Source organism: Kolteria novifilia (assembly GCA_007748055.1).
Taxonomy (GTDB): domain Bacteria; phylum Planctomycetota; class Planctomycetia; order Kolteriales; family Kolteriaceae; genus Kolteria; species Kolteria novifilia.
Genome location: CP036279.1, coordinates 4,311,781 through 4,332,122, shown reverse-complemented (window position 1 = coordinate 4,332,122; position 20,342 = coordinate 4,311,781). Strand labels below are relative to the sequence as shown.

Here is a 20,342-nt window from a genome sequence, read left to right as displayed (position 1 = left end):
GGCCTTATGTTGTTTGTGATGGGTCTTGTGGCTATTCTTGGTTAGCCATGTGGATAGATTTGTGGCTCTGGGGCAGTGCTTTGGGGACAATCGGGGATTGCGAACAATCGTTTGAGGCTCTAGCATAAGGTGTTCCAGGGGGCTTTGTACAAGGGGGCCTTGTACACATCTTTACAATTGGGGGGGAATCATGAAAGCACGTCGTGCGGGCTTCACGCTCGTGGAATTGTTGGTTGTCATTGCCATCATCGGAGTCTTGGTCGGCCTCTTGTTGCCGGCCGTCCAGCAGGCGCGTGAAGCGGCTCGACGTTCGCAGTGCACCAACAACCTCAAGCAGTTGGGCGAAGCCTTTCACAACTACAACGACGCCTACGGCATGCTCCCCCGCTTCCACTATCACGCCCAGGGGACTGGGGGAAGTAGCTGGCACGGCCATAGCGCGTTCGTCGTGATCCTGTCCTACTTGGATCAGCAGCAGATTTACGACGATTGGAACTTCAACATCGACTACCTCGACACAACCGCTCCGGGCGTGCAAGAGCATCTGGAGAAGCGAATCGCGTCGTTTCTCTGTCCTTCTGATCGTCGCTATCAGGGGGGATCGCCGGGAAACAACTACGCCGTCGCGGGTGGTTCCGCCGAAGACTTCTACTTCAACAACGCCAATGCCAACGGCATGTTCCAACGCAACAGCGAGACGCGCTTCGCCGACGTGACCGACGGGTTGAGCAAGACCATCATGGCCTCGGAGTTCCTCGTCGGTGACAACAACACGTCAGGGCAGAGTGACTCGGACATTCGCCGAGTGCAGTCCTCCTGGACCGGAGCGAGAAACTTCCCCTCGGAGAGCTCCCTCGACACCTTCGGGGCCGCGTGTGCCGCGGCGTCCGCGACCGCGGAGGCTTCGCTCAGCCAATGCGGACGCTACTGGTCCGCTCCGTACCCCTATCAGACCGTGATCAACACCGTCGCGTCGCCGAACTGGCCCTATCCCTCGTGCGCCGATGGTAGTGGCTTCGGGCGTTGCTCCGATCGCAACGGCGTTTTCTCCGCACGGAGTCGTCACCCGGGAGGCGTCAACGCGGTGCTCGGTGACGGTGCGGTCAAGTTCATCAACGACAGCATCGATACCGCCACCTACCAACTCCTGGGTTCGCGTAACGATGGCAAGATCGCGGACGGCCAGTAACACGAGGTAGGAGAGAGCATCAGATGCGACGCGGATGTGCCATTCTCATGGCAGGAGTGTTTCTCGTGATTGGCTGCGGTGGCGGCGAGCAAGCGGCGCCGGTCGCGGAGTCCTCGACGACCAAAGAGAATATCAAGGCGTACCTCGAGGATCTTTCGACCCACGGCCAGCTCAATAGCGGCATGGAGTTGGTCAAAGCCGACCTGGAGAAGCTGAAAGAAACCGAGCCGGAGAAGGCGGACGAATTGCTCGCCGACTATCAGCGGCTCAGCAAGCTGAAGAGTCCCTCGGCCATTAAGAAGACCGCGAAAGAGATGGCCGACAAGCTCTAGTGCCCTGATCGGTCAATTGATTGCTCAATAGACTCTTGGGTGCCATGCCCACGCTCGCCGTGGGCATGCGAGCAACGCCCTTGATTCGGCGCTCTCTTGTACGATTGGGGATTGAGGCTTCGTGTAACGAACTTGCCAGTCAAAACACTCGTCAACAGTTGATGATATTGACGGCCAGACCTCCGAGAGAGGTCTCTTTGTAGATGGACTGCATGTCCGCTCCGGTCTGACGCATCGTTGCGATCACTTTGTCCAACGAGATGCGATGGGTGCCGTCGCCGTGTAGCGCCAAGCGCGCGGCGGTGATCGCTTTGGTCGCTCCCATCGTGTTTCGTTCGATGCAGGGGATTTGCACCAACCCCATCACCGGATCGCATGTGAGACCGAGATTGTGCTCCATGCCGATCTCCGCGGCATTTTCGATTTGCTCGTTGGTGGCGCCGCCCACGGCCGCCAGTCCCGCCGCCGCCATGGAGCATGCGACTCCCACCTCACCCTGACAACCGACCTCCGCCGCCGAGATCGACGCGTTCTGCTTGTACAACATGCCGATTGCCGCGGCGGTGGCGAGAAAGGTCAACACGTCCGCTGGCGTCGAGCCGGGGACGAATCGTTGTTGATAGGCGAGCACCGCGGGGATCACGCCGGCCGCTCCGTTCGTTGGAGCTGTCACGACACGCCCACCCGAAGCGTTCTCTTCGTTCGTGGCCAAGGCGAACAAACTGACCCAGTCCATGATGGACATCGGATCGGCACTGCCTCCGTTCGCGTCCGCGAGTAGCTCCTTGTAGAGCCGGTGAGCTCGTCGGGGCACGTCGAGGCCGCCAGGCAGCGTTCCCTCTTGTCGGCAACCTCGCTCGATGCAGGCCTCCATCACCTTCCAGATCTCACCGAGTCGCGACTCAGTCTGCTCGTGCGGGCGAAAGGCCAGTTCGTTCTCAAAGACGATCTCCGCGATGCTCAATCCCGTCTCGCGGCCGATGCTCAAGAGTTCATCGGCGGAGCCGAAAGGATGAGGAAGACAGATCGTTTCGCTTGATTGGGCCGATGCCGACGCTTCCGATTCGCTGAGGATGAAGCCACCGCCCAGGGAGTAGTAGGTCTCGCTGATCGATGCGCCATTTCTTTCGCAGCGGGCGGTAAGTCGCATGGCATTCGGATGACGGGGCAGAAACTCCTCCATGTGGAAACGAAGATCGCGGTCGATGGCGAATGGTATGTCTCTCGTGTTCCCCAGACGGAGATGGCCCCGAGTCGCCACTCGCCCCACGAGTTCCTCGACCCGGTCGGGATCGACGCTCTCGGGTTCTTCTCCAAGGAGGCCGAGGAGGACTGCTTTGTCGGTCGCGTGCCCGCGACCGGTGAGCGCCAACGAGCCGAACAGATCAATCACCACGGAGGCGACTTGATCGATTCGCTCATGCGAACGCAGCAAGATGACAAACTGGTGCGCGGCTTTCATCGGCCCCACGGTATGGGAACTTGAGGGGCCGATTCCGACCTTGAACAAATCGAAGACGCTCAGGGGCATGACAGGTTCTCCCTGTTCGCGAGCGGGAGCAATCCCATTCGAGCGTCGACCGTTGTCCACACCTGCTCGAGTGGTTTGCGGAATGTCCCTTTCTATCTCTTGATACGTCACCCGGCGACCGATCGCGCGCCGAGTTCCGTGGAGAAGCCTGCACCACCAACGATCAACGAACCCGTACGAGGTTCTCAAACGGCACCGCGAGGGACGAAACGAGCCCCTCAAGATTGGTGCCGCCGGTGAGGACGTCGACGTCGGAGGTGCCGATCGCGTTCCAAAGCTCGAGTGTCACTCGCCCCCCATCCATGTCCGCGAACGAGCCGCTGGCTTCCAACAGTCCCCGGTCCTGGCGATAGGCTTCCAGGTCCGAAACGTTGTTCGTCGCGAGGTAGTGATAGGTCTCCGCGCGGTCGATGGTTCCATCGCCGTCGAAGTCGTACGTGATGCGGGCATGGGTGCCATTGGCCAGTCCGTTGCCGGCATCGAGGTAGAGTTCAAAGAGAGACGCTCCACCTGTGTAGTCCCCGGTTAAGCCCTCGATCGAATACCGGATCGGATTGGTCACCGTGCCGACGTGCTGTCCACCAGCCGCCGACGCGATCGAGGTCCGCGTCGCGGGTCCGTCGGGGATTTGACCGAGACTTCCCTCCACGCTTGCCGAGGCCGCGCCGGTCAGCGCGAATCGGTTCCCGATCGACTCGGCGTCAGGGACCGGCGTCGGCTCAGGCTCCGGGTCGGGAGTCGGATCCGGCGTGGGCTCGTCGATCGGTGTCGAGGTGCCGTGAGTTGACAGGTTCATGAAGGGAATCGACAGCTTCGATTGATCTCCCTGCGCGTTGCTTGCCCCGGTGCGAACCGCGACGTCCGCGGAGCCGAACGCGTTCCAGAGCTGAAGTTCGACGGTGCCGCCGATCATGTCGGCGAAGGTTCCCGACTGTTCCATGAGACCCCGACCGGTCGTATAGCGTTCCCAGCCGGGAACGGCGTCGATCTCAAAGTAGAGGTACGTTTCGACCCGATCGAAGGTCCCATCGCCGTCGAAGTCGTACGAGACCCGGGCGTGCGTCGTGTTGGCGACGTTGAACTCGGCGTCGAGGAAGAGTTCGAATTCCGTTTGCCGCGACGGATCATAGGTGCCGGTGATGTCATCGACGCGATAAACCAGTGGGGCGTTCGGCGTCAGGATGTACCGGCCGCCATCGGCCGAGGCGATCGCGTCGGCCGTCGCATCATGGCCCGATGCGTTCGCGAGTTGCCCCGACACGCCGGTGCTGGCCCCACCCAGGAGATAGAAGACTTCGTCGATGAGCACTTCTCCCGGATCGGGATCAGGCGTTGGATCGGGATCGGGATCGGGATCGGGATCGGGATCGGGATCGGGATCGGGATCGGGATCGGGATCGGGATCGGGATCGGGATCGGGATCGGGATCGGGATCGGGATCGGGATCGGGATCGGGATCGGGATCGGGATCGGGATCGGGATCGGGATTCGGGTCCGGATCGGGCGTTGGATCGGGATCGGGATTGACCGTCCCGCCGACGCTCAGGTTGGAGAAGGGGAGCGAGAGCGTCGATTGATCACCCTCGTCACCGGTGGCGCCGGTTCGTACTTGGACATTGGCCGAACCAAAGGCATTCCACAACTCCACCTCGACCGTCCCGCCGTTCATATCGGCGAAGGAACCCGACTGCTCCATCAGTCCGCGCTGGGTCGTGTAGTGCTCCCAACCGGGGACTGCGTCAAGTTCGAAGTAGAGATAGGTCTCTTCGCGATCGAACGTGCCGTCACCGTCGAAGTCGTAGGAGACGCGAGCGTGCGTGGTGTTGGCGATGTTGAATCCCGCATCGAGAAAGAGGTCAAACTCGGTCGCTCGCGTGGGATCATAGCTTCCGTGGACGTTCTCCAGCCGATACCGCAGCGAGTCGTTCGGCGTGAGGATGTAGCGCCCGCCGTCCGCCGAGAGGATCGTGTCCTGGGCCGCCCCCGTTCCCGATGTGGGACCGAGGGAACCGGCATTACTGACGTTGGCCCCGTCCAAGAGATAGAGCGTCGAGTCGATGGGATCGCCGATCGGGTCAGGATCTGGATCGGGCGTCGGGTCCGGATCAGGAGTGGGATCGGGGTCGGGTGTCGGGTGGTCGCTCGACTCGATGGTGAAGGGAAGGGTGATCAGCGATTGCTTGCTGCCTGGGGAGTTGGTGCGGACGGCCGCGGGGCCGGTTCCAAAGACACTCCAGAGCTCGAGTCTCACCGTTCCACCGGTGAAGTCGGCGAACGCGCCGCTGGAGGAGATGATCCCACCCTGTTCGGAGTAGACCTCGAAGCCGTCGACATCGTTGGTCGCGAAAACGTCGAAGAACTCGACCCGATCGACGTTGCCATCGCCGTCGAAGTCGTAGGCGAGCTTCGCTTGAACGGCGTTTCCGGCCACATCGAAGTGATCGACGAAGAAGCGGAAGGAGGTCGACTCCCCGACACGATAGGTTCCCGTGATCGGTCCCGAGACGTACGTGGTGGCGTTCGTGGGATTGTTGACGAAGTGTCCTCCCGCCGCCGAGGCGAGTGAGTCGGAGAGAGCTTGCGTACCTGGAGCCGTTGAGAGGGTTCCATTCGATCCCGCCTGATTCCCTTGATCGATCAAAAACAGCACGTTGGCGTCTTGTTGTTGGGCCTCGACCGGCTGCGGCGTCCAGGTGGAGGTTTGGCCGCCGGCGCTGACCATCGTTCTCGCGGCGACGTTCAAGAGCGTTCCGTCGGAGAAGGTCACGTCGAGAGCGTCGTCGGTTGGGTTGTAGGCGATGTAGGTCAGGACTCCGCCGTTGTTGAAGACGGCGTAGCTGGTTGTGTCGGCGGTGATGCTCGTCTCGACGCTGCCGAGCGCCGCGAGGTTGGAGAGCCACGCGTAGGTCTGCGGGCGGCTTTCCCCGTCGGAGACCTGGTAGTTGGGGTTGGCTTGGAACTTCGCCAACGCCGCCGCCGGGTCCGCGAAGGCCTGGAAGGCCCAGATCCGGTCGACCCATTCGGTCTCCTGGCCCCCGTTGACCGAGACGAAGTGGTCGTAGTTGGCTTGGACGTAGTCTTGGTGGTGGCCGAGGTAGAGCGACCCTCCCGTGAAGGGAAGGAAGTTGATGCCGTGAATTTCCTCGGGGTTGGCGGTCCACCAAGTGCCGTAGACGCCCCCGTCGCTCCAGACCATGCCGACGGTGTTGTGGTCGAATTCCTCAGGGAAGACCTCGTTGTCGACGTCGAACCAGTATTGTTCGATCGCCGCGACCTCCGTCGTGTAGAGGTAAATGCCGAGGTCGCGGATCTCCTGGTCGCCAGTCGCGTTGCCCCAGCCGATGAGGGCGTTGGCGAAGTTGATCGCCTCGGAGGAGGATTCCTGGTTGTTGCCGGCGAAGAAGTTCGACGCTCCCGAGGCCCAGGAGTGACCGGCATAGATGTCGAAGTTCCGCAAGAACGGAAAGGTCTCGTCGGCGCGGTCAGTGCTGGCGACATCGCGGATGAGGACGTCGACCATCGCGCCCCAGCGATCGTCTTGCGCCCACTCGGCGTCGTATTGGGCGACAATGCCAGCGGCGGTGATGAAGTAGCCGTAGTGGAAGTGGTGATCGTTGAGTTCGCTGGCCGAGCCAAAGCTGTCGGGGAAGCCGAGCAAGGTTCGCCAGGTCTCGTCGTAGTAGAACTGACCGCCCCCGTCGCTCGCATCGAACCAGTCCTCGAGTTGGATCTTGAGTTCCTCGATGAACCGGTCGCGGGCCGCGGTGTGGCCGACTTGCTCCGCGAGCGGAATGAGGTTGGCGATCTCCTGCAGGCTCTTGCCCGTGTTGTAGGTGTCGCGCGTGACCGGCGGGAAGATATCGTTGCGCTGATAGACTTCGTCGATCATTGAGTAGAGCGCCGCGTCGTCGGTCCCGACGTTGGGCAGGGTGGGGAGGACGCCGTGATGAGTCATCTCCGTGCTGAAGACCGATCCGGCGCGTAGCTTCATCTCGCCGCGAACGGTGTCGTACGCGTAGCCCGTGAAGTCGTCGTCGCTGTTGAGCCACTGATGGCGGTAGAGCGCGGTGAGGGGTTGGTCGACCAATCCCGGGCCGCTCTCCTTCAGCTCGGTCGTCGTGATGTAGTCGGTCCGCAGTGTCGAAGCCGACTCGTCGAACGACCACTCGACCCGGGTGTCGGTGACGAAAGCGTACGCGTGCGAGCGAAAGAACTCGAGCGTCTCGGGCTGGTTGTCGGGCAGCAGGGCGACCGAAAAATAGTCCTTGCCGCCGAGATTCGACCTTAGCTTGTTGGGCTCGATGGTCCAGTCGCTGCCGGTCGGGGCGAAGAGAGCGTAGTGGCTATCGCCAATTGTCAGGCCGATGACCCCGTCGCTGTTGTGCCAGATGTTGGCTCCCGCGGCGAGATCGACCACGACGTCGTTGGAACCGGTCCGCGTGAGATAGACGTAGGGCAGACCGTGGCCGAAGGTGGCGTCCAACCGGTTGCCGCCGTTGCTCCACGATGCGGTCGCGGTCCAGTCGGAGTAGTCCGAGGCCTTCGCGCCGGGCGCTCCGAGCCCCTCGAGGCCGATGTGCAGGTCCTCTTGGTAGAATCGCTTGTATTCCCGTTCGATTCCCTCCCCATCGGCGAAGAGTTGGGTGGCGCTCGGTTCTCCCAGCCCCAGGCCGTCGTCGTTGGCCTGAAGGGAGAAGGGGTGAGGATGGATGGAGAGGTTGTCGCCGGGAATGATGCGGAAGTTCAGCGATGACCAGTAGTCGTTGGTGACCGGGGGGCCCTGAAAATCATCGGTAACGTTGGGGGTAACCTCGGGTCCGTCGAAGCCGAGCGTCGCCGGGTTCCAGAACCTCGGCGCCGATTCGCCCTCGGGCAGAATAGTGGTGAGCGAGCCGCTGCCGACACCGACATCATTGGGCAAGTCGACGCCCGGAACGAATTCGAACCCGTCCGCCGCGAGTAAGGTTCTCTCTTCGAGTGCTTCGACAATGAAATCCAAGGTCGAGGTCGATCTTTTCTCCCGTCGTTGACGCTCGCGCCAACTGGCACCAAATCCGCGAAACATGGTGAAGTCCTCTGTGTATGCTGCGCTACGAAGCCGGGAGCATCCGAGCCGATTTCATCTTCAGTGGAATCAGGCGAGGTGCTGCTCCATGACTCGTCGATGGGCAACGGGATGATTTGCCCGTCAGATTTGGTGAGTTGCAATCATGAAGATTTGAGTCCGAGGAGAATTGCCCGGAAATTGACTAAAGAAAGTCGCGTCGGGGAAGCTTGACACGTTTTCCCCAGTGGCCTAGGAGAAGGTCCCAATCCGAACGTCACGTCTCTCGGATCGGTGGCCGCGTTGTTGGCTTTCCAGTCTTTGTTCCCGGCTCGGGAATGTCGTCACCACGATGGCGAGGTCTGGGCGAAAGCCAAGGGCCACTCGCGACGGTACCACGCTCGCGGGATCGTAGGTGGAACATCGCCCTTTGCGGCGCAGAGTTATCACAGGGGTCAGGGATGAACCCTCTCGCACTTCTCTTGATCATCATGGCGAACGCCGGTTTGGCGGCGATGGTGGGACTCGCTTCCCGCCGCAAACGTGAGCTCCCGGCTTGGCGCCAACGGTTGCCGTTGCCGTAGCAACCCGTTGATCTATTCGTAGCCGGCTGCGAACGGCTCTTTTGACCAATCTCGGCGTTGAAAAATCTCGACGAATCTACGGATTCGCCTGCGTTTTTCCTCCTTGATCTTGGCCAACATGGCTCGTTCTCGCTTTGGCCCGCTTAAATCAACGGACTGCTAGCAGGCCGTTCTCGGCCTGAAGTTTCTTTCGCCCCCGCTCCCCGAAGGCTATCCTGCGAGTTTCCGTAGGAGAGGACTCGGAGGGCGTAGGCCATGAAACACATCGTTACTTGGGCGGTCGTTGTCGGCTTGAGTTTTGGGCTGGGCGTCGGACACGCCGCGGCGCCGAAGGCGAAGGCACCACAGCGACAAGCGAAATCCCTCGCGGACTTCGAGGCGCGAACTTACAAGACCGTCGATGGCGTTCCATTGACGATGTACATCAAGTACCCGAAGGGCCATCAGAAGGGAGACAAGCGACCAGCGATTGTCTTCTTCTTCGGTGGAGGTTGGGCCGCCGGGTCGCCGTCGCAGTTCGCTCAGCAGTGCCGGTACCTGGCGTCGCGCGGCATGGTCGCGATGGCGGCGGACTACCGCGTGAAGAGCCGGCATCAGTCCCAAGCCAAGGATAGTGTCGCGGATGCCAAGTCCGCGATCCGATGGGTTCGGGCCAACGCCGACTCCCTTGGGATCGACCCCGACCGGATCGTCTCCTCGGGAGGCTCCGCCGGCGGCCACCTCGCGGCCGCGGTCGCGACCCTCGACGGCTTCAACAACAAGGGCGACGACACCAGCATCAGCGAACGTCCGAATGCCGCGGTCCTCTTCAATCCGGCCGTCGACGTGACGCTCAAGGGGATGCGCCGCTCGCCCGAGGACCCCCGCGCCGCCAAGCTCGGCGAACGTCTCGGTGTCTCGGCCGAGGAGATCTCTCCCGCGAAACACATCTCCGGAGGGTTGCCCCCGATGATTATCTTTCACGGCAAGGAGGACAAGTCGGTCCCGTACGCTCAAGTCGTCGACTTCACCAAAGCGATGAAAGAGGCGGGCAACCGCTGTGAACTCGTCGGCTTCGACGGCATGCCTCACGGGTTCTTCAACTACGGCCGTAACAAGAACCAGCCCTTCGCCGCCACCGTCCGTTCAATGGACGAGTTTCTCACCTCGCTCGGCTACCTTGAGGGCGAACCGACCGTCGAGGTCTTCCTCGAGAAGGCGAACTAGCCGGCTTCGATCCTTGGACACTGGTTTCCACTGGCAGACTTCCGGCCGGTGAGCCGATCGCGACTCGAGGGGCCGTCGCGGCCGCCCGCCTGGAAGTATGACGACGCAAGATTGCCAGTCCGATCCCACGCCCATAGGCTTTGCCTACTGGACTTCGTTGTCCCCACTGCTTCACCGTGCCACGAGAGTGGCATCGGTCCGAGATGTCCGCGGAACCGAGCGGCAACGAACGCCAAGTGCCGACCCCCGAACGCATTGAGGAGCCGCGCGAGTGAGCCAAGCCACTGATACCGAGAGCTCATCGACGGAGAAGACCCGTCTGGAATTGCCACTGCTTCTCCCGCACGTCGACGGGGAAGGGGATCAGTGCGTCGATCGCTTGATCGAACGCTTGACGGCTCGGCGCGGCGTCGAGTCGGCCCACGTGACCAGCGAGGATGGCAAGTCGCTTCTCTGTATCCACTACGACCCCAACCAGGATTCCCTGCGGAGCATCGAGCGGATCGCGCGCCGCGAAGGGGCCAAGGTCTCGAGCCAGTTTCATCACGAACAGTGGCAGTTGGCGGGCATGGACTGCGCTGACTGTGCCACGAGCATCGAGCATATCATCGGCCGCAAGAAGGGGGTGATCCAGTGCCGGGTCAACTACGCCTCCGAACGGATGCTGATCGAGTTCGACTCGAAAGTGATCAGCAAGAAACGGCTCGTCCAGACGCTTGAACGGCTAGGCTACGATGTCGTCGAAGAGAAACGCCGCAGTTGGATTGAAGAGAACTCCGAACTCTTCATGTCGCTGATGTGCGGGCTCTTTCTGGCACTGGCCTACTTCGGCCCCTATCTCGGGTTCCCCTGGCAAGTCCAAGTCGTGCTCTACACGATCGCGTATGCGTCCGGCGGCTACGACGCGACCCATCATGGACTGGGCGCCCTCTCGCGTCTCCGCTTCGATATCGACATCCTGATGGTGATCGCGGCTATCGGAGCGGCCATGCTCGGTGAACTGGTGGAAGGCGGTATTCTGCTCTTCCTCTTCAGTTTCGGCCACGCGATGGAGCACTACGCGATGGGACGGGCCCGCCGGGCCATCAAGGCTCTCGGCGAGATCACCCCGAAGACCGCTGTCATCCGCGTCGACGGGCGCGAACTGACGGTCAAAGTCGAGGAGGTGCAAAAGAGCGACATCGTCATTGTCCGCAATGGGGAACGCATCCCGGTCGACGGAGTCGTCCACGCGGGTGTCTCGGCCGTCGATCAAGCGGCGATCACCGGGGAGAGCATGCCCGTCGGCAAGGAACCGGGTGACAGCGTCTTCGCGGGAACGGTCAACGGCGACGGTGCCCTTGAGATCGAGGTGACCAAGCTCGCCCAGGACACGACGCTCGCGCGCGTCATCCAGATGGTCGAGGAGGCACAGACGCAAAAGTCCTCCAGCCAGCGATTCACCGAGACCTTCGAACGCTTCTACGTGCCGATCGTCTTGATCGGCGTGCTGGGAGTTTGGATCATTCCGCCTTACCTGGGTTGGCTCGGCTGGGGAGCGTCCTTCATGAAGGCGATGACGGTCCTGGTCTCCGCGTCGCCCTGTGCGCTTGCGATCGCGACGCCCGCCGCGATTTTGGCTGGCGTTGGACAAGCCGCGCGGAATGGCATCCTCATCAAAGGAGGGGTTCATCTCGAGAACCTCGGCAGCTTGCGCGCGATCGGGTTCGACAAGACCGGCACCCTGACCCAGGGCAAACCGGCGGTCACCGAGGTGATCACCACCGCGGACGTCGACGAACGAGAAGTCCTCCGCGTCGCGGCGGCGGTGGAGAGCCGATCGAGCCATCCGCTCGCGGCCGCGGTGATCGAAAAGGCGAAACAGAGTGACGTCGACTACCCGGAGTCGCGGGACTTGAAGGCGATGACCGGTCATGGCGTGGAGGCCTTCGTCGACGACCAGCGCGTCCTGATCGGCAACGCGAAGCTCTTCGAACGCGAAGGGACGCCGGTACCTCCGGAGGTTGAGCAAGCGGTCGCCCAACTCTCGGACGCCGGTCGGACCATCGTGATCATCCAGCGTTCGGGGACATTCCTCGGCGTGATCGGACTCGCGGATCAGCCCAGACCCGAGGCCCGTTCGATGCTCGAGCGTCTCAAGATGGTTGGCGTCAAATCGTTGATCATGATCACCGGCGACAACAAACGGGCGGCGGCCGCCATCGCCCAGTCCGTCGGCGTCACCGACTTTCGGGCCGAACTGTTGCCGGAAGACAAAGTCACGGCGATCAAGGAACTCCTTGGTGAGTACAAGTTAGTCGGCATGGTGGGCGACGGCGTCAACGACGCGCCCGCGATGAAGACCGCGACGGTCGGGATCGCGATGGGAGCCGGAGGAAGCGACGTTGCGCTCGAGACGGCCGACGTGGCGTTGATGGCGGACGACTTGTCGAAGCTCCCGCTCGCGGTGGCGCTCAGTCGCAAGGCCCGCATGGTGATCTTCGAGAACGTCCTCTTCTCGCTCGGTGTGATCATCTTGCTAGTGATCGCGACCTTCACCAACCTGATTGGGATTACGATCGCCATCGTCGTTCACGAAGGTAGTACGCTTCTGGTCGTGGCCAACGCGCTGACGCTTCTGCGGTTCCGGCGTTCGGGTTAGTTCGCGATTCCTTGACTACGGCACGGTGATTCCTCGGATCACCCGTCCCCATTGGCGCGACGTCTCCTTTGGAGGCTTCTCTTCGATCTCCTCTTGGGCGCATGCCCGCGCTGGCGTGGGCATGCGCCCAAGAGTCCGTTGACGGAAGACGGGACCGGTCTGGGCTGCTAGCCTGCCGCATGTCCCGAACGCAGCATCAGGATAAGAAGGAACCCGAGGAAAAACATCCCGGTCGCCCAGGTCGAATCGGCCACCACGTGGGCCTCGACCAAGAGTTCCTCGGTGACGAGATAGAGTAGGGCAGCACACGCGAAGGCCATGACGATGACAAGCGGTCCCCCGGTGAGGCCCGCGAAGATGCCTCCTCCGATCGCCGCACTGATGGCGACGATGCCGGCGAGGAGAAATGTCGTCGCGATCACCTTCGTTCGCGGGATCTTTGCCGAGAGCAGGATCGTCGACGTCGAAAGCGAGAGGAAGATCAGTTCGATACCCAGCGCGATCGAGATGAGAACCCCCTGACTCTCGCCGGCGGCGAAACTGATTCCGACGAGAAACCCGTCGACGAAGACGTCGATCGCGACCGCGATGAGCATGCTTCTCGGGTCGCGTTCCTTCTCCTCTTCGTCACCCTCTCCCTCGAGTCGTTCGAGCAAGGATCGCATCGCCAGCATCGCGCCGACCCCGAGAGCGAACCCGATGACAACGGGAAAATTGTGTGCCGAGTCGGTGATCTCTGGGATGAGGTCGACCGCCACCGCGGCGAAGACGACGCCGGCGGTGAAGTGATTGATCTTGCTTTCCAGTTGGGGGCCGATCGTGCGGTAGAGGGCGAACGCTCCGCCGATCACGATCGCGGAGATCGGGATCAACGAGAAGAGCATGATCTGACCGAAGGATGCCATTGGGGACTCCTGAAGAGGGACTTCCCTGTCGTGATAGCACCGTCGCGATCCATGGCCACCGCTACCTCGGTTGATCGGCATCGAGTTTTGGATGACCGCTCTCCTTTCACGCGCGGCCGCGTTACAATGTTGCGTCGATGAAGGACGGACTCACTCCGAGAAGGAAGAAGAGAGATGCGACGCGCGAAGATTCTCGTCACCGCGATGGTGGCGGCATGGCTGCTGATCCCGAGTCTGCTGTTGGCGGCCGATCCCCCAAAGGCTCGGACCGTGACCCATGGCCCCAAGCACCACTGGTTCGGCTACTACGACAAGCTCCAGTTCGACCCGAGCAGCCGCTACCTCCTGGGGATGGAGGTCGACTTCGAAGGCCGTTCCCCGAAGGCGGATGATGTCATCAAGATTGGGATGGTCGATCTAGAGGATGGCGACCGCTGGATCGAACTCGGCGAGAGCAACGCTTGGGGCTGGCAGCAGGGGTGCATGCTGCAATGGATTCCCGGCAGCGAGAACGAAATCCTATGGAACGATCGGGAAGGGGACGGCTACGTCTGTCGAATTCTCAACGTCGACACGAAGAAGATGCGAACGATTCCCTCGCCGATCTACACGCTCAGCCCCGATGGCAAGAGCGCGATCACGTCCGACTTCCGTCGCATCAACGACATGCGTCCCGGCTACGGCTACGCCGGTCTGGCCGATCCCTACGCCGATCAGTTGGCTCCGAGCGAGTCGGGAATCTGGCGGGTCGACCTCGAGACAGGCGACCGCGAACTCATCGTCCCCCTCTCGGAGATCGTGAAGCTCGGGCCGATCACCGAGGAGATGAAAGACGCCAAGCACTACTTCAATCATCTGCTCTACAACACCGACGGATCGCGCATCGTCTTTCTCCACCGCTGGCGGCCCGATGGCGGGAAAGGGAACTTCAGAACCCGAATGGTGACGGCGAACCCCGACGGCAGCGATCTGTACGTCCTGGATCCATCGGGAAACACCTCGCACTTCATCTGGAAGGATCCCGATCACATCTTGGCGTGGACGAAACCGGCGGGGAGGGCGGCCGGCTTCTGGCGGTTCCGCGACAAGACGAAGGAGATCAAGCTCGTCGGTGAAGGGGCGATGCCTAAGAACGGTCACAACACCTACCTCGCGGATACCGATTGGATTCTCAACGACACCTATCCGCAAGGCAAGGACCGCGAGCAAGAGGTCTATCTCTATCACGTGCCGACCTTCCAAAAGGTCTCGCTCGGGCGTTTTCACTCGCCGAAATCGTATTCAGGCGAGTGGCGCTGCGACACGCATCCGCGTTCCAACCCCGACGGCACGCTGATCTGCATCGACTCTCCCCACACGGGCGAGGGGCGTCAGATGCACATCATCGACATCAGCGAGATCGTCAAGAAGAAGCCGTAGAGAGCTTCTCGAAGAAGGCCACGAGGGGCTTCGTCGCCGGATGAAGCTCCTTGGACGCGAAGTTAGTTTCGATTTCCGTGGACGAGGAATTGCAAACGCTGTTGGGGAGGAGTACCCTCGCATTTGGGGGGTGACGATTACGTTCGTAGGCACTTCAAGTGATACGCGGAGGTCGTCATGCGCCGTCATGGATTCACGCTGGTCGAATTGTTGGTTGTGATCGCCATTATCGGCGTTCTCGTCGGGCTATTATTGCCGGCGATACAGCAAGCCCGCGAAGCGGCACGTCGAAGTCAGTGTCTCAACAACCTGAAGCAGATCGGGCTGGCGATTCAGAACTACAGCGAAGCCCAAGGTTGCTTTCCACCAGCGACGCTCGGAACTCGGGCCAACAATTATCAATTCTCCTGGTGGATCTACTCGCTGCCGTTCACCGAACAAGTCAGCACCTACGAGAAGCTTGAGTTCACGCGTAACTCGGGATGGGCCGGGTCGATGGGGACCAACAATCTCGCGGCCCTCGACAACTTCGGTCCCGAGTACATGTACTGCCCTTCAAGTCCGTTGCCTCACTTCAAGAATTTCCCCGCCCAAGACGTGAACCTCTCTCTACCGATGTACGTGGCGACGGTTGGTTCGATCAACCATCGGACGGTCGACAGTACGAGAACGCGTGGACCGATCGGGGCGGGAGGAGTGATGAATTCCAACGTCGCGACGCGGGTTGCCGAGATCTCCGACGGCTTGAGCAAGACGATCGTGGTGGGAGAGCAGTCGGGCCTCCCGAGCAGTGGAACGACCGACCTCCGAGCCGCGTCCAACTATGGCGGGCAGATGGGCAGTGAGTTCACGCGCTCGCCAAGCGGCGACGGCACGGTGCCCGAGAGAAACTGGAATACGACCACCGTCGCCTTCCCCATTGGGCACAACACGCCCAGTTCGCCCGCCGCCGGCACGCCGGGCTACTTCCTTGGCGACGATACCTCCAATACGCCGATCCAGTCGATCCATCCCGGAGGAGCTCTCGTTCTATTCGCCGATGGGCATTCCCAGTTCCTCTCGACGTCGTTGGACATTTCGACACTCTTCGACTTGTGCGATCGCGATGACGGCAACCTCCTTGGCGACTACTGACGTTCCGAGTCAAGCCCGAGCGGTTGACCAACGATCGCGGTTCAAGACTGCCATCACGATGTCACCATGTCGATCCCGTGGGTGGGCGTGTCCGTCCGAGTCATAGGGGTCGAGATTTGCGAAACGGCGAGGGAGGGTGTCGTCTCTCGCTTGGAGCGGGGGGCTTGTTGGCTAACCAATGTTCTGACACGCGGAGACCGTTTATGCGCCGTCGAGGATTCACTCTGGTCGAACTACTAGTCGTCATCGCCATCATCGGCGTGCTTGTTGGGCTCTTGTTGCCCGCCATCCAGCAAGCCCGCGAAGCGGCGCGTCGAAGCCAGTGCAACAACAACCTCAAACAGATGGGGTTGGCGATTCACAACTACCAAGAGACGCACGGTTGTTTTCCACCGGCGACGCTGGGGTCCGAGTTCAACTACTTTCAGTTCACTTGGTGGATCTATACCCTTCCATTCACCGAGCACGCCAACACCTACGACAAGCTCGAGTTCACTCGTCGTTGTGGTTGGGTCGGTTCGATGGGGGCCAAGAACCAGGCGACGTTCAACAACTTCGCTCCCGAGTACATGTTCTGCCCTTCCAGCCCGTTGCCCCACCTGAGGAACTTCTCGCCGCAAGACGTGAACCTCTCCTTGCCGATGTACGTCGCGGTGGTGGGCTCCATCAATCACAGCACGGTCGACAACACCAGAACCAGGGGGCCCGTCGGCGCCGGAGGGGTGATGAACTCCAACGCCGCGACGCGACCGGCCAACGTCACCGACGGTCTGAGCCGAACGATCATGGTGGCGGAGCAGTCGGGCCTTGCGAGCAACGGGACCAACGACATTCGAGCCTCGTACAACTACGGCGGGCAGATGGGCAGTGAGTTCACGCGCTCTCCGAGTGGCGATGGCTCGGTGCCCGAGAGAAACTGGAATACGACCACCGTCGCCTTCCCCATTGGGCACAACACGCCCAGTGCGCCCGCCGCCGGCACGCCGGGCTATTACTCCGGCGACAACACGGCCAATACGCCGATTCAGTCGATCCATCCCGGAGGAGCTCTCGTTCTATTCGCCGATGGACATTCCCAGTTCCTCTCGACATCATTGGACGTCTCGACGCTGTTCGATTTGTGTGATCGCGATGACGGACACGTTCTCGGCGACTACTGACGATCGGCGGTCATGATGGCGAACTCACTCTTGGGAGGAGAAGGTAGGTGGCGACCAACGGCCATGGCTTTGGGACCGAAAAGACTTCCCATGGATCCTCTTTGGCGAACCGACGGAAGGGAACGCTCCGGCGATGGGCTGGCGCTCGCGTCACCTGGACCGCGCTCGCGATGCTGCTGGTCGGTTGCGGTGGTTCGGAGGTGGACGTTGGTCCGACGGGGGATGTCAAAGGGACGGTCGTTCACGCCGGCAAGCCCGTGAACCAGGGGCTTGTCACGTTTCAGGACACCGCGCGTGGGCAAGTCCACCAGGCGAAGCTCGACATGGATGGGGCCTACGCGCTTCCCAAGGTGCCGGTCGGTCACTACACCGTCGTCATCATGCCGCTGCCGCCGATTGGGGAGATGAGGGAAGACGGGCGGCCTCCGGCTCTCCCCGATCCCGTCAACATCCCTCCCGTCTATCGCAGTGGGGTCACGACTCCGCTCACGACCGAGGTAACCGAGGGCGAGGTCAGCTACGACATCGTCCTTGAGAACTGATCCGCGCTGGGGCGTCCGGGCAATTCCTCCAGTGCGGACCACGCGCTGGCCGATGATGGGGAAACGGGGCGATGGACCCGTTTCCTCACTTCGGGAGATTCGATGACCCCACCGGTTGGCCGGGAACTGCCGACGCGCGACTCACGAATCGTGCTGCTGCTCGTCTGCCTGGCGGTGCTGATCGCACCCTGGTCCACGAGCGTCGCCGAGGAGATCGTCGACTGGGAGGAGGTTCCCGTGGTCGATGAGCCCTCCGCCGAGTGGTTGCCGACCTGTCCTTCGCCCCGGCTGCGCGATGACCTCCGCGCCTATCCCCACTCGCTGTGGGAAGACACCAAGTCAATCGTGACACTCAAAAACGGTCTCCTCCTTGGGGCGGGTGGAGGACTCGCGGCTTACTCGGCCAACAACTGGGACGCGGAGGTTCGCCAAAACACCGCCGACCACGCCCGGCGCTGGGGAGGCTTCAACAACGTCTTCGACGTCATCGGCCATCCCGGCACGCAAGCCGGCATCGGAGCGACCCTCTACGGCACGAGCCTCATTACCGACAACGTTCCCCAGCACGAGTTCAGTTGCGCTTGGCTCAGCTCGCTGATCATCACCGACGCCTCGGTGGCGGTGCTCAAATCCGCGTGGAACACGCGACGGCCCGACGGCGGCAGCGGCGGCTTTCCCTCGGGCCATACCGCTTCGAGCTTTGCCTCGGCCGCGGTGATCGAAGAGTATCACGGCCCCTGGATCGGGCTAGGGGCGTACACGGTGGCTGGTCTGGTCAGCTGGCAACGTATCGATGGCCGCAAGCACGATCTTAGCGACGTGATCTTTGGGGCGGTCCTGGGCTATGTCGTCGGCAAGTCGGTCGCGAAGGGCCACCTCCAACGGCACGAGTCCCTCTGTCTCCAACCCTACGTCGACCACGAGCAGGGTGTCAGCGGCTTGGCGATCGAAGGCCGTTTCTGATCGTAAATCCTTGATTATCAATATGTTGTGAGGGATGGTGTTTTGGCATCCCTGTTCGGGCTTGTCATTTTGGCAGGTTTATGTACATTGAATTCGGGTCAACCGAAACATGCCAAAGTGACACCAGGATGGCTGAAGACCAGATCCGCGTCCTCGTCGTCGACGATGAGGAACCTCACGCCCAAGCCGTGGCCGAGAGTCTCGAACGCACCGGCTACGAGTGCAGCGTCGCCGCCACCGGGGCCGAGGGCATTCGGCTCATCGAGACCGAAGAGTTCGAGATCGTCATCACCGATCTTGTCATGGGCGAGGTCGATGGGCTCGACGTCCTCCGCAAGGCTCGCCAGGAATTGCCCGACGCGGAAGTGATCGTCATCACCGGCCATGGCACGATCCAGACCGCGGTCAGCGCCATGCAGCAGGGGGCGACCACCTATCTTACCAAGCCGCTCGACATCAACGAGCTGCGCACCGTGGTCGATAAAGCAACCGAACGGCAGCGATTGCACCGGACCAACGTCGAACTGCGCCGGCAACTCGACGAGAAATTCGGGTTTGAAGGGGTCATCGGCAACTCAATCAAGATGAACGAGGTGCTCGCCCGACTTCGATTGGTCTCTCCGTCGCCCGCGACCGTCTTGATCACCGGCGAGAACGGCACCGGCAAGGAACTCGTTGCCCAAGCGATTCACAACAACAGCCCGCGGCGGCACAAGGCCTTCGTCGCCCTCAACTGCGCGGCTCTCTCCGAGGGGATTCTCGAAAGCGAACTCTTCGGGCACGAACGCGGCGCGTTCACCGGGGCCGACAAGCTGCGCAAGGGCCGTTTCGAGTATGCTCACGGCGGGACCCTCTTTCTCGACGAGGTCGGTGACTTGCCGATGTCGACGCAGATCAAGCTCCTGCGGGTGATCGAGAGCCGCGAAATCATGCGCGTCGGGGCCAACGAGCCGATTCCGGTCAACGTTCGGCTTGTCTCGGCGACCAACCGTGATCTTGAGGAGATGGTCGCCGACGGCCTGTTCCGCCAAGACCTCTACTACCGGCTCAAGGTGGTCAAGATCCAGTTGCCGCCGCTGCGCGAGCGCCGCGAGGACATCCCGCTCTTGTGCGATCATTTCCTCCGGGACATGTCGACGATCTACGATCGTCCAGTGCCGACCATCTCGACCGCAGTGATGCGGGTGCTCCGCTCGGCCGACTGGCCGGGCAACGTTCGCGAACTCCGCAATACGATCGAGAGCATGTTCGTCATCGACGAGGACGGGCGGCTCGATTTGGACGACCTCCCCGACGAGCTACAGGGAGCTCAGGAGAACGTATCGGGTGGAGGGCAGGAGTCGCTGGTCGGTAAGCCGCTCGACGTCGTCGAAGCCTACTACATCGAGCAAGCCCTCAAGCTGACCGAAGGCAATCGCGAGGAGGCCGCGAAGATGCTCGGCATCGGCGAACGGACCCTCTACCGCAAGATCAAGCAATTCGACATTCCCAATCCCAAGTCAGACCGACGCCGCAAGACCGCCGCAGTCGGGGCCGATTCGGAAGACGAGTGAGTTTGTTGGAAGGCTTTCTCGGTGGCGGTGACTCTGCCGGTCCGTGAAGCCTTGCGCGGAAGATTCGCTTGGAAGTTGTCACGGCTCTACCGGGGCTGCGGCGCGACGGGGTCATTCGGTGCAGTGAAGGGGAAAGCAC

The 20,342-nt window shown here is 61.6% G+C and carries 14 protein-coding genes; 11 read left to right on the top strand and 3 right to left on the bottom strand.

Going from position 1 to position 20,342, the window contains the following annotated elements; translation table 11 throughout:
- The first annotated feature begins 190 nt into the window (after positions 1-190).
- On the top strand, positions 191-1,189 hold the full coding sequence (locus tag Pan216_RS15860; RefSeq protein WP_145259234.1) for a DUF1559 domain-containing protein: 999 nt from the start codon (positions 191-193) through the stop codon (positions 1,187-1,189).
- 23 nt (positions 1,190-1,212) lie between these two features.
- On the top strand, positions 1,213-1,521 hold the full coding sequence (locus Pan216_RS15855; RefSeq protein WP_145259232.1) for a BAR domain-containing protein: 309 nt from the start codon (positions 1,213-1,215) through the stop codon (positions 1,519-1,521).
- Between the two features lie 151 nt (positions 1,522-1,672).
- Here the strand turns inward: Pan216_RS15855 and Pan216_RS15850 are convergent, their stop codons facing one another.
- Positions 1,673-3,052: an L-serine ammonia-lyase gene (locus tag Pan216_RS15850; RefSeq protein ID WP_145259230.1), complete on the bottom strand. Its 1,380-nt coding sequence runs from the start codon at positions 3,050-3,052 to the stop codon at positions 1,673-1,675.
- Between the two features lie 163 nt (positions 3,053-3,215).
- Complete coding sequence (locus tag Pan216_RS28415) at positions 3,216-8,051, bottom strand: glycosyl hydrolase (protein ID WP_419192591.1); 4,836 nt, start codon at positions 8,049-8,051, stop codon at positions 3,216-3,218.
- A 506-nt stretch (positions 8,052-8,557) separates the two neighbouring features.
- Between Pan216_RS28415 and Pan216_RS28410 the strand changes: the two genes are divergently transcribed.
- The 3 genes from Pan216_RS28410 to Pan216_RS15825 all read left to right on the top strand — a co-directional run bounded on the left by Pan216_RS28410 (position 8,558) and on the right by Pan216_RS15825 (position 12,527).
- Positions 8,558-8,680: a hypothetical protein gene (locus Pan216_RS28410; RefSeq protein WP_419192590.1), complete on the top strand. Its 123-nt coding sequence runs from the start codon at positions 8,558-8,560 to the stop codon at positions 8,678-8,680.
- A gap of 255 nt (positions 8,681-8,935) precedes the next feature.
- Positions 8,936-9,886 carry an alpha/beta hydrolase gene (locus tag Pan216_RS15830; protein ID WP_145259228.1) on the top strand — a complete coding sequence of 317 codons (951 nt, stop codon included), beginning with the start codon at positions 8,936-8,938 and terminating at the stop codon, positions 9,884-9,886.
- A gap of 271 nt (positions 9,887-10,157) precedes the next feature.
- Positions 10,158-12,527 (top strand): heavy metal translocating P-type ATPase, encoded by a 2,370-nt coding sequence (locus Pan216_RS15825; RefSeq protein ID WP_145259226.1) that lies wholly within the window; start codon positions 10,158-10,160, stop codon positions 12,525-12,527.
- 167 nt (positions 12,528-12,694) lie between these two features.
- On the opposite strand, the gene Pan216_RS15820 is transcribed toward Pan216_RS15825, so the two are convergent.
- On the bottom strand, positions 12,695-13,432 hold the full coding sequence (locus Pan216_RS15820; RefSeq protein ID WP_145259224.1) for a ZIP family metal transporter: 738 nt from the start codon (positions 13,430-13,432) through the stop codon (positions 12,695-12,697).
- A 174-nt stretch (positions 13,433-13,606) separates the two neighbouring features.
- Between Pan216_RS15820 and Pan216_RS15815 the strand changes: the two genes are divergently transcribed.
- The 6 genes from Pan216_RS15815 to Pan216_RS15790 all read left to right on the top strand — a co-directional run bounded on the left by Pan216_RS15815 (position 13,607) and on the right by Pan216_RS15790 (position 20,203).
- On the top strand, positions 13,607-14,851 hold the full coding sequence (locus Pan216_RS15815; RefSeq protein WP_145259222.1) for a hypothetical protein: 1,245 nt from the start codon (positions 13,607-13,609) through the stop codon (positions 14,849-14,851).
- 177 nt (positions 14,852-15,028) lie between these two features.
- Positions 15,029-15,985 (top strand): DUF1559 domain-containing protein, encoded by a 957-nt coding sequence (locus Pan216_RS15810; RefSeq protein WP_145259220.1) that lies wholly within the window; start codon positions 15,029-15,031, stop codon positions 15,983-15,985.
- A gap of 203 nt (positions 15,986-16,188) precedes the next feature.
- Positions 16,189-17,145 (top strand): DUF1559 domain-containing protein, encoded by a 957-nt coding sequence (locus tag Pan216_RS15805; protein WP_145259218.1) that lies wholly within the window; start codon positions 16,189-16,191, stop codon positions 17,143-17,145.
- Positions 17,146-17,246: 101 nt separating this feature from the next.
- On the top strand, positions 17,247-17,687 hold the full coding sequence (locus tag Pan216_RS15800; protein ID WP_145259216.1) for a carboxypeptidase-like regulatory domain-containing protein: 441 nt from the start codon (positions 17,247-17,249) through the stop codon (positions 17,685-17,687).
- A gap of 102 nt (positions 17,688-17,789) precedes the next feature.
- Positions 17,790-18,650 carry a phosphatase PAP2 family protein gene (locus Pan216_RS15795; RefSeq protein ID WP_145259214.1) on the top strand — a complete coding sequence of 287 codons (861 nt, stop codon included), beginning with the start codon at positions 17,790-17,792 and terminating at the stop codon, positions 18,648-18,650.
- A gap of 128 nt (positions 18,651-18,778) precedes the next feature.
- Positions 18,779-20,203 carry a sigma-54-dependent transcriptional regulator gene (locus tag Pan216_RS15790; RefSeq protein ID WP_145259212.1) on the top strand — a complete coding sequence of 475 codons (1,425 nt, stop codon included), beginning with the start codon at positions 18,779-18,781 and terminating at the stop codon, positions 20,201-20,203.
- Positions 20,204-20,342: the final 139 nt, after the last annotated feature.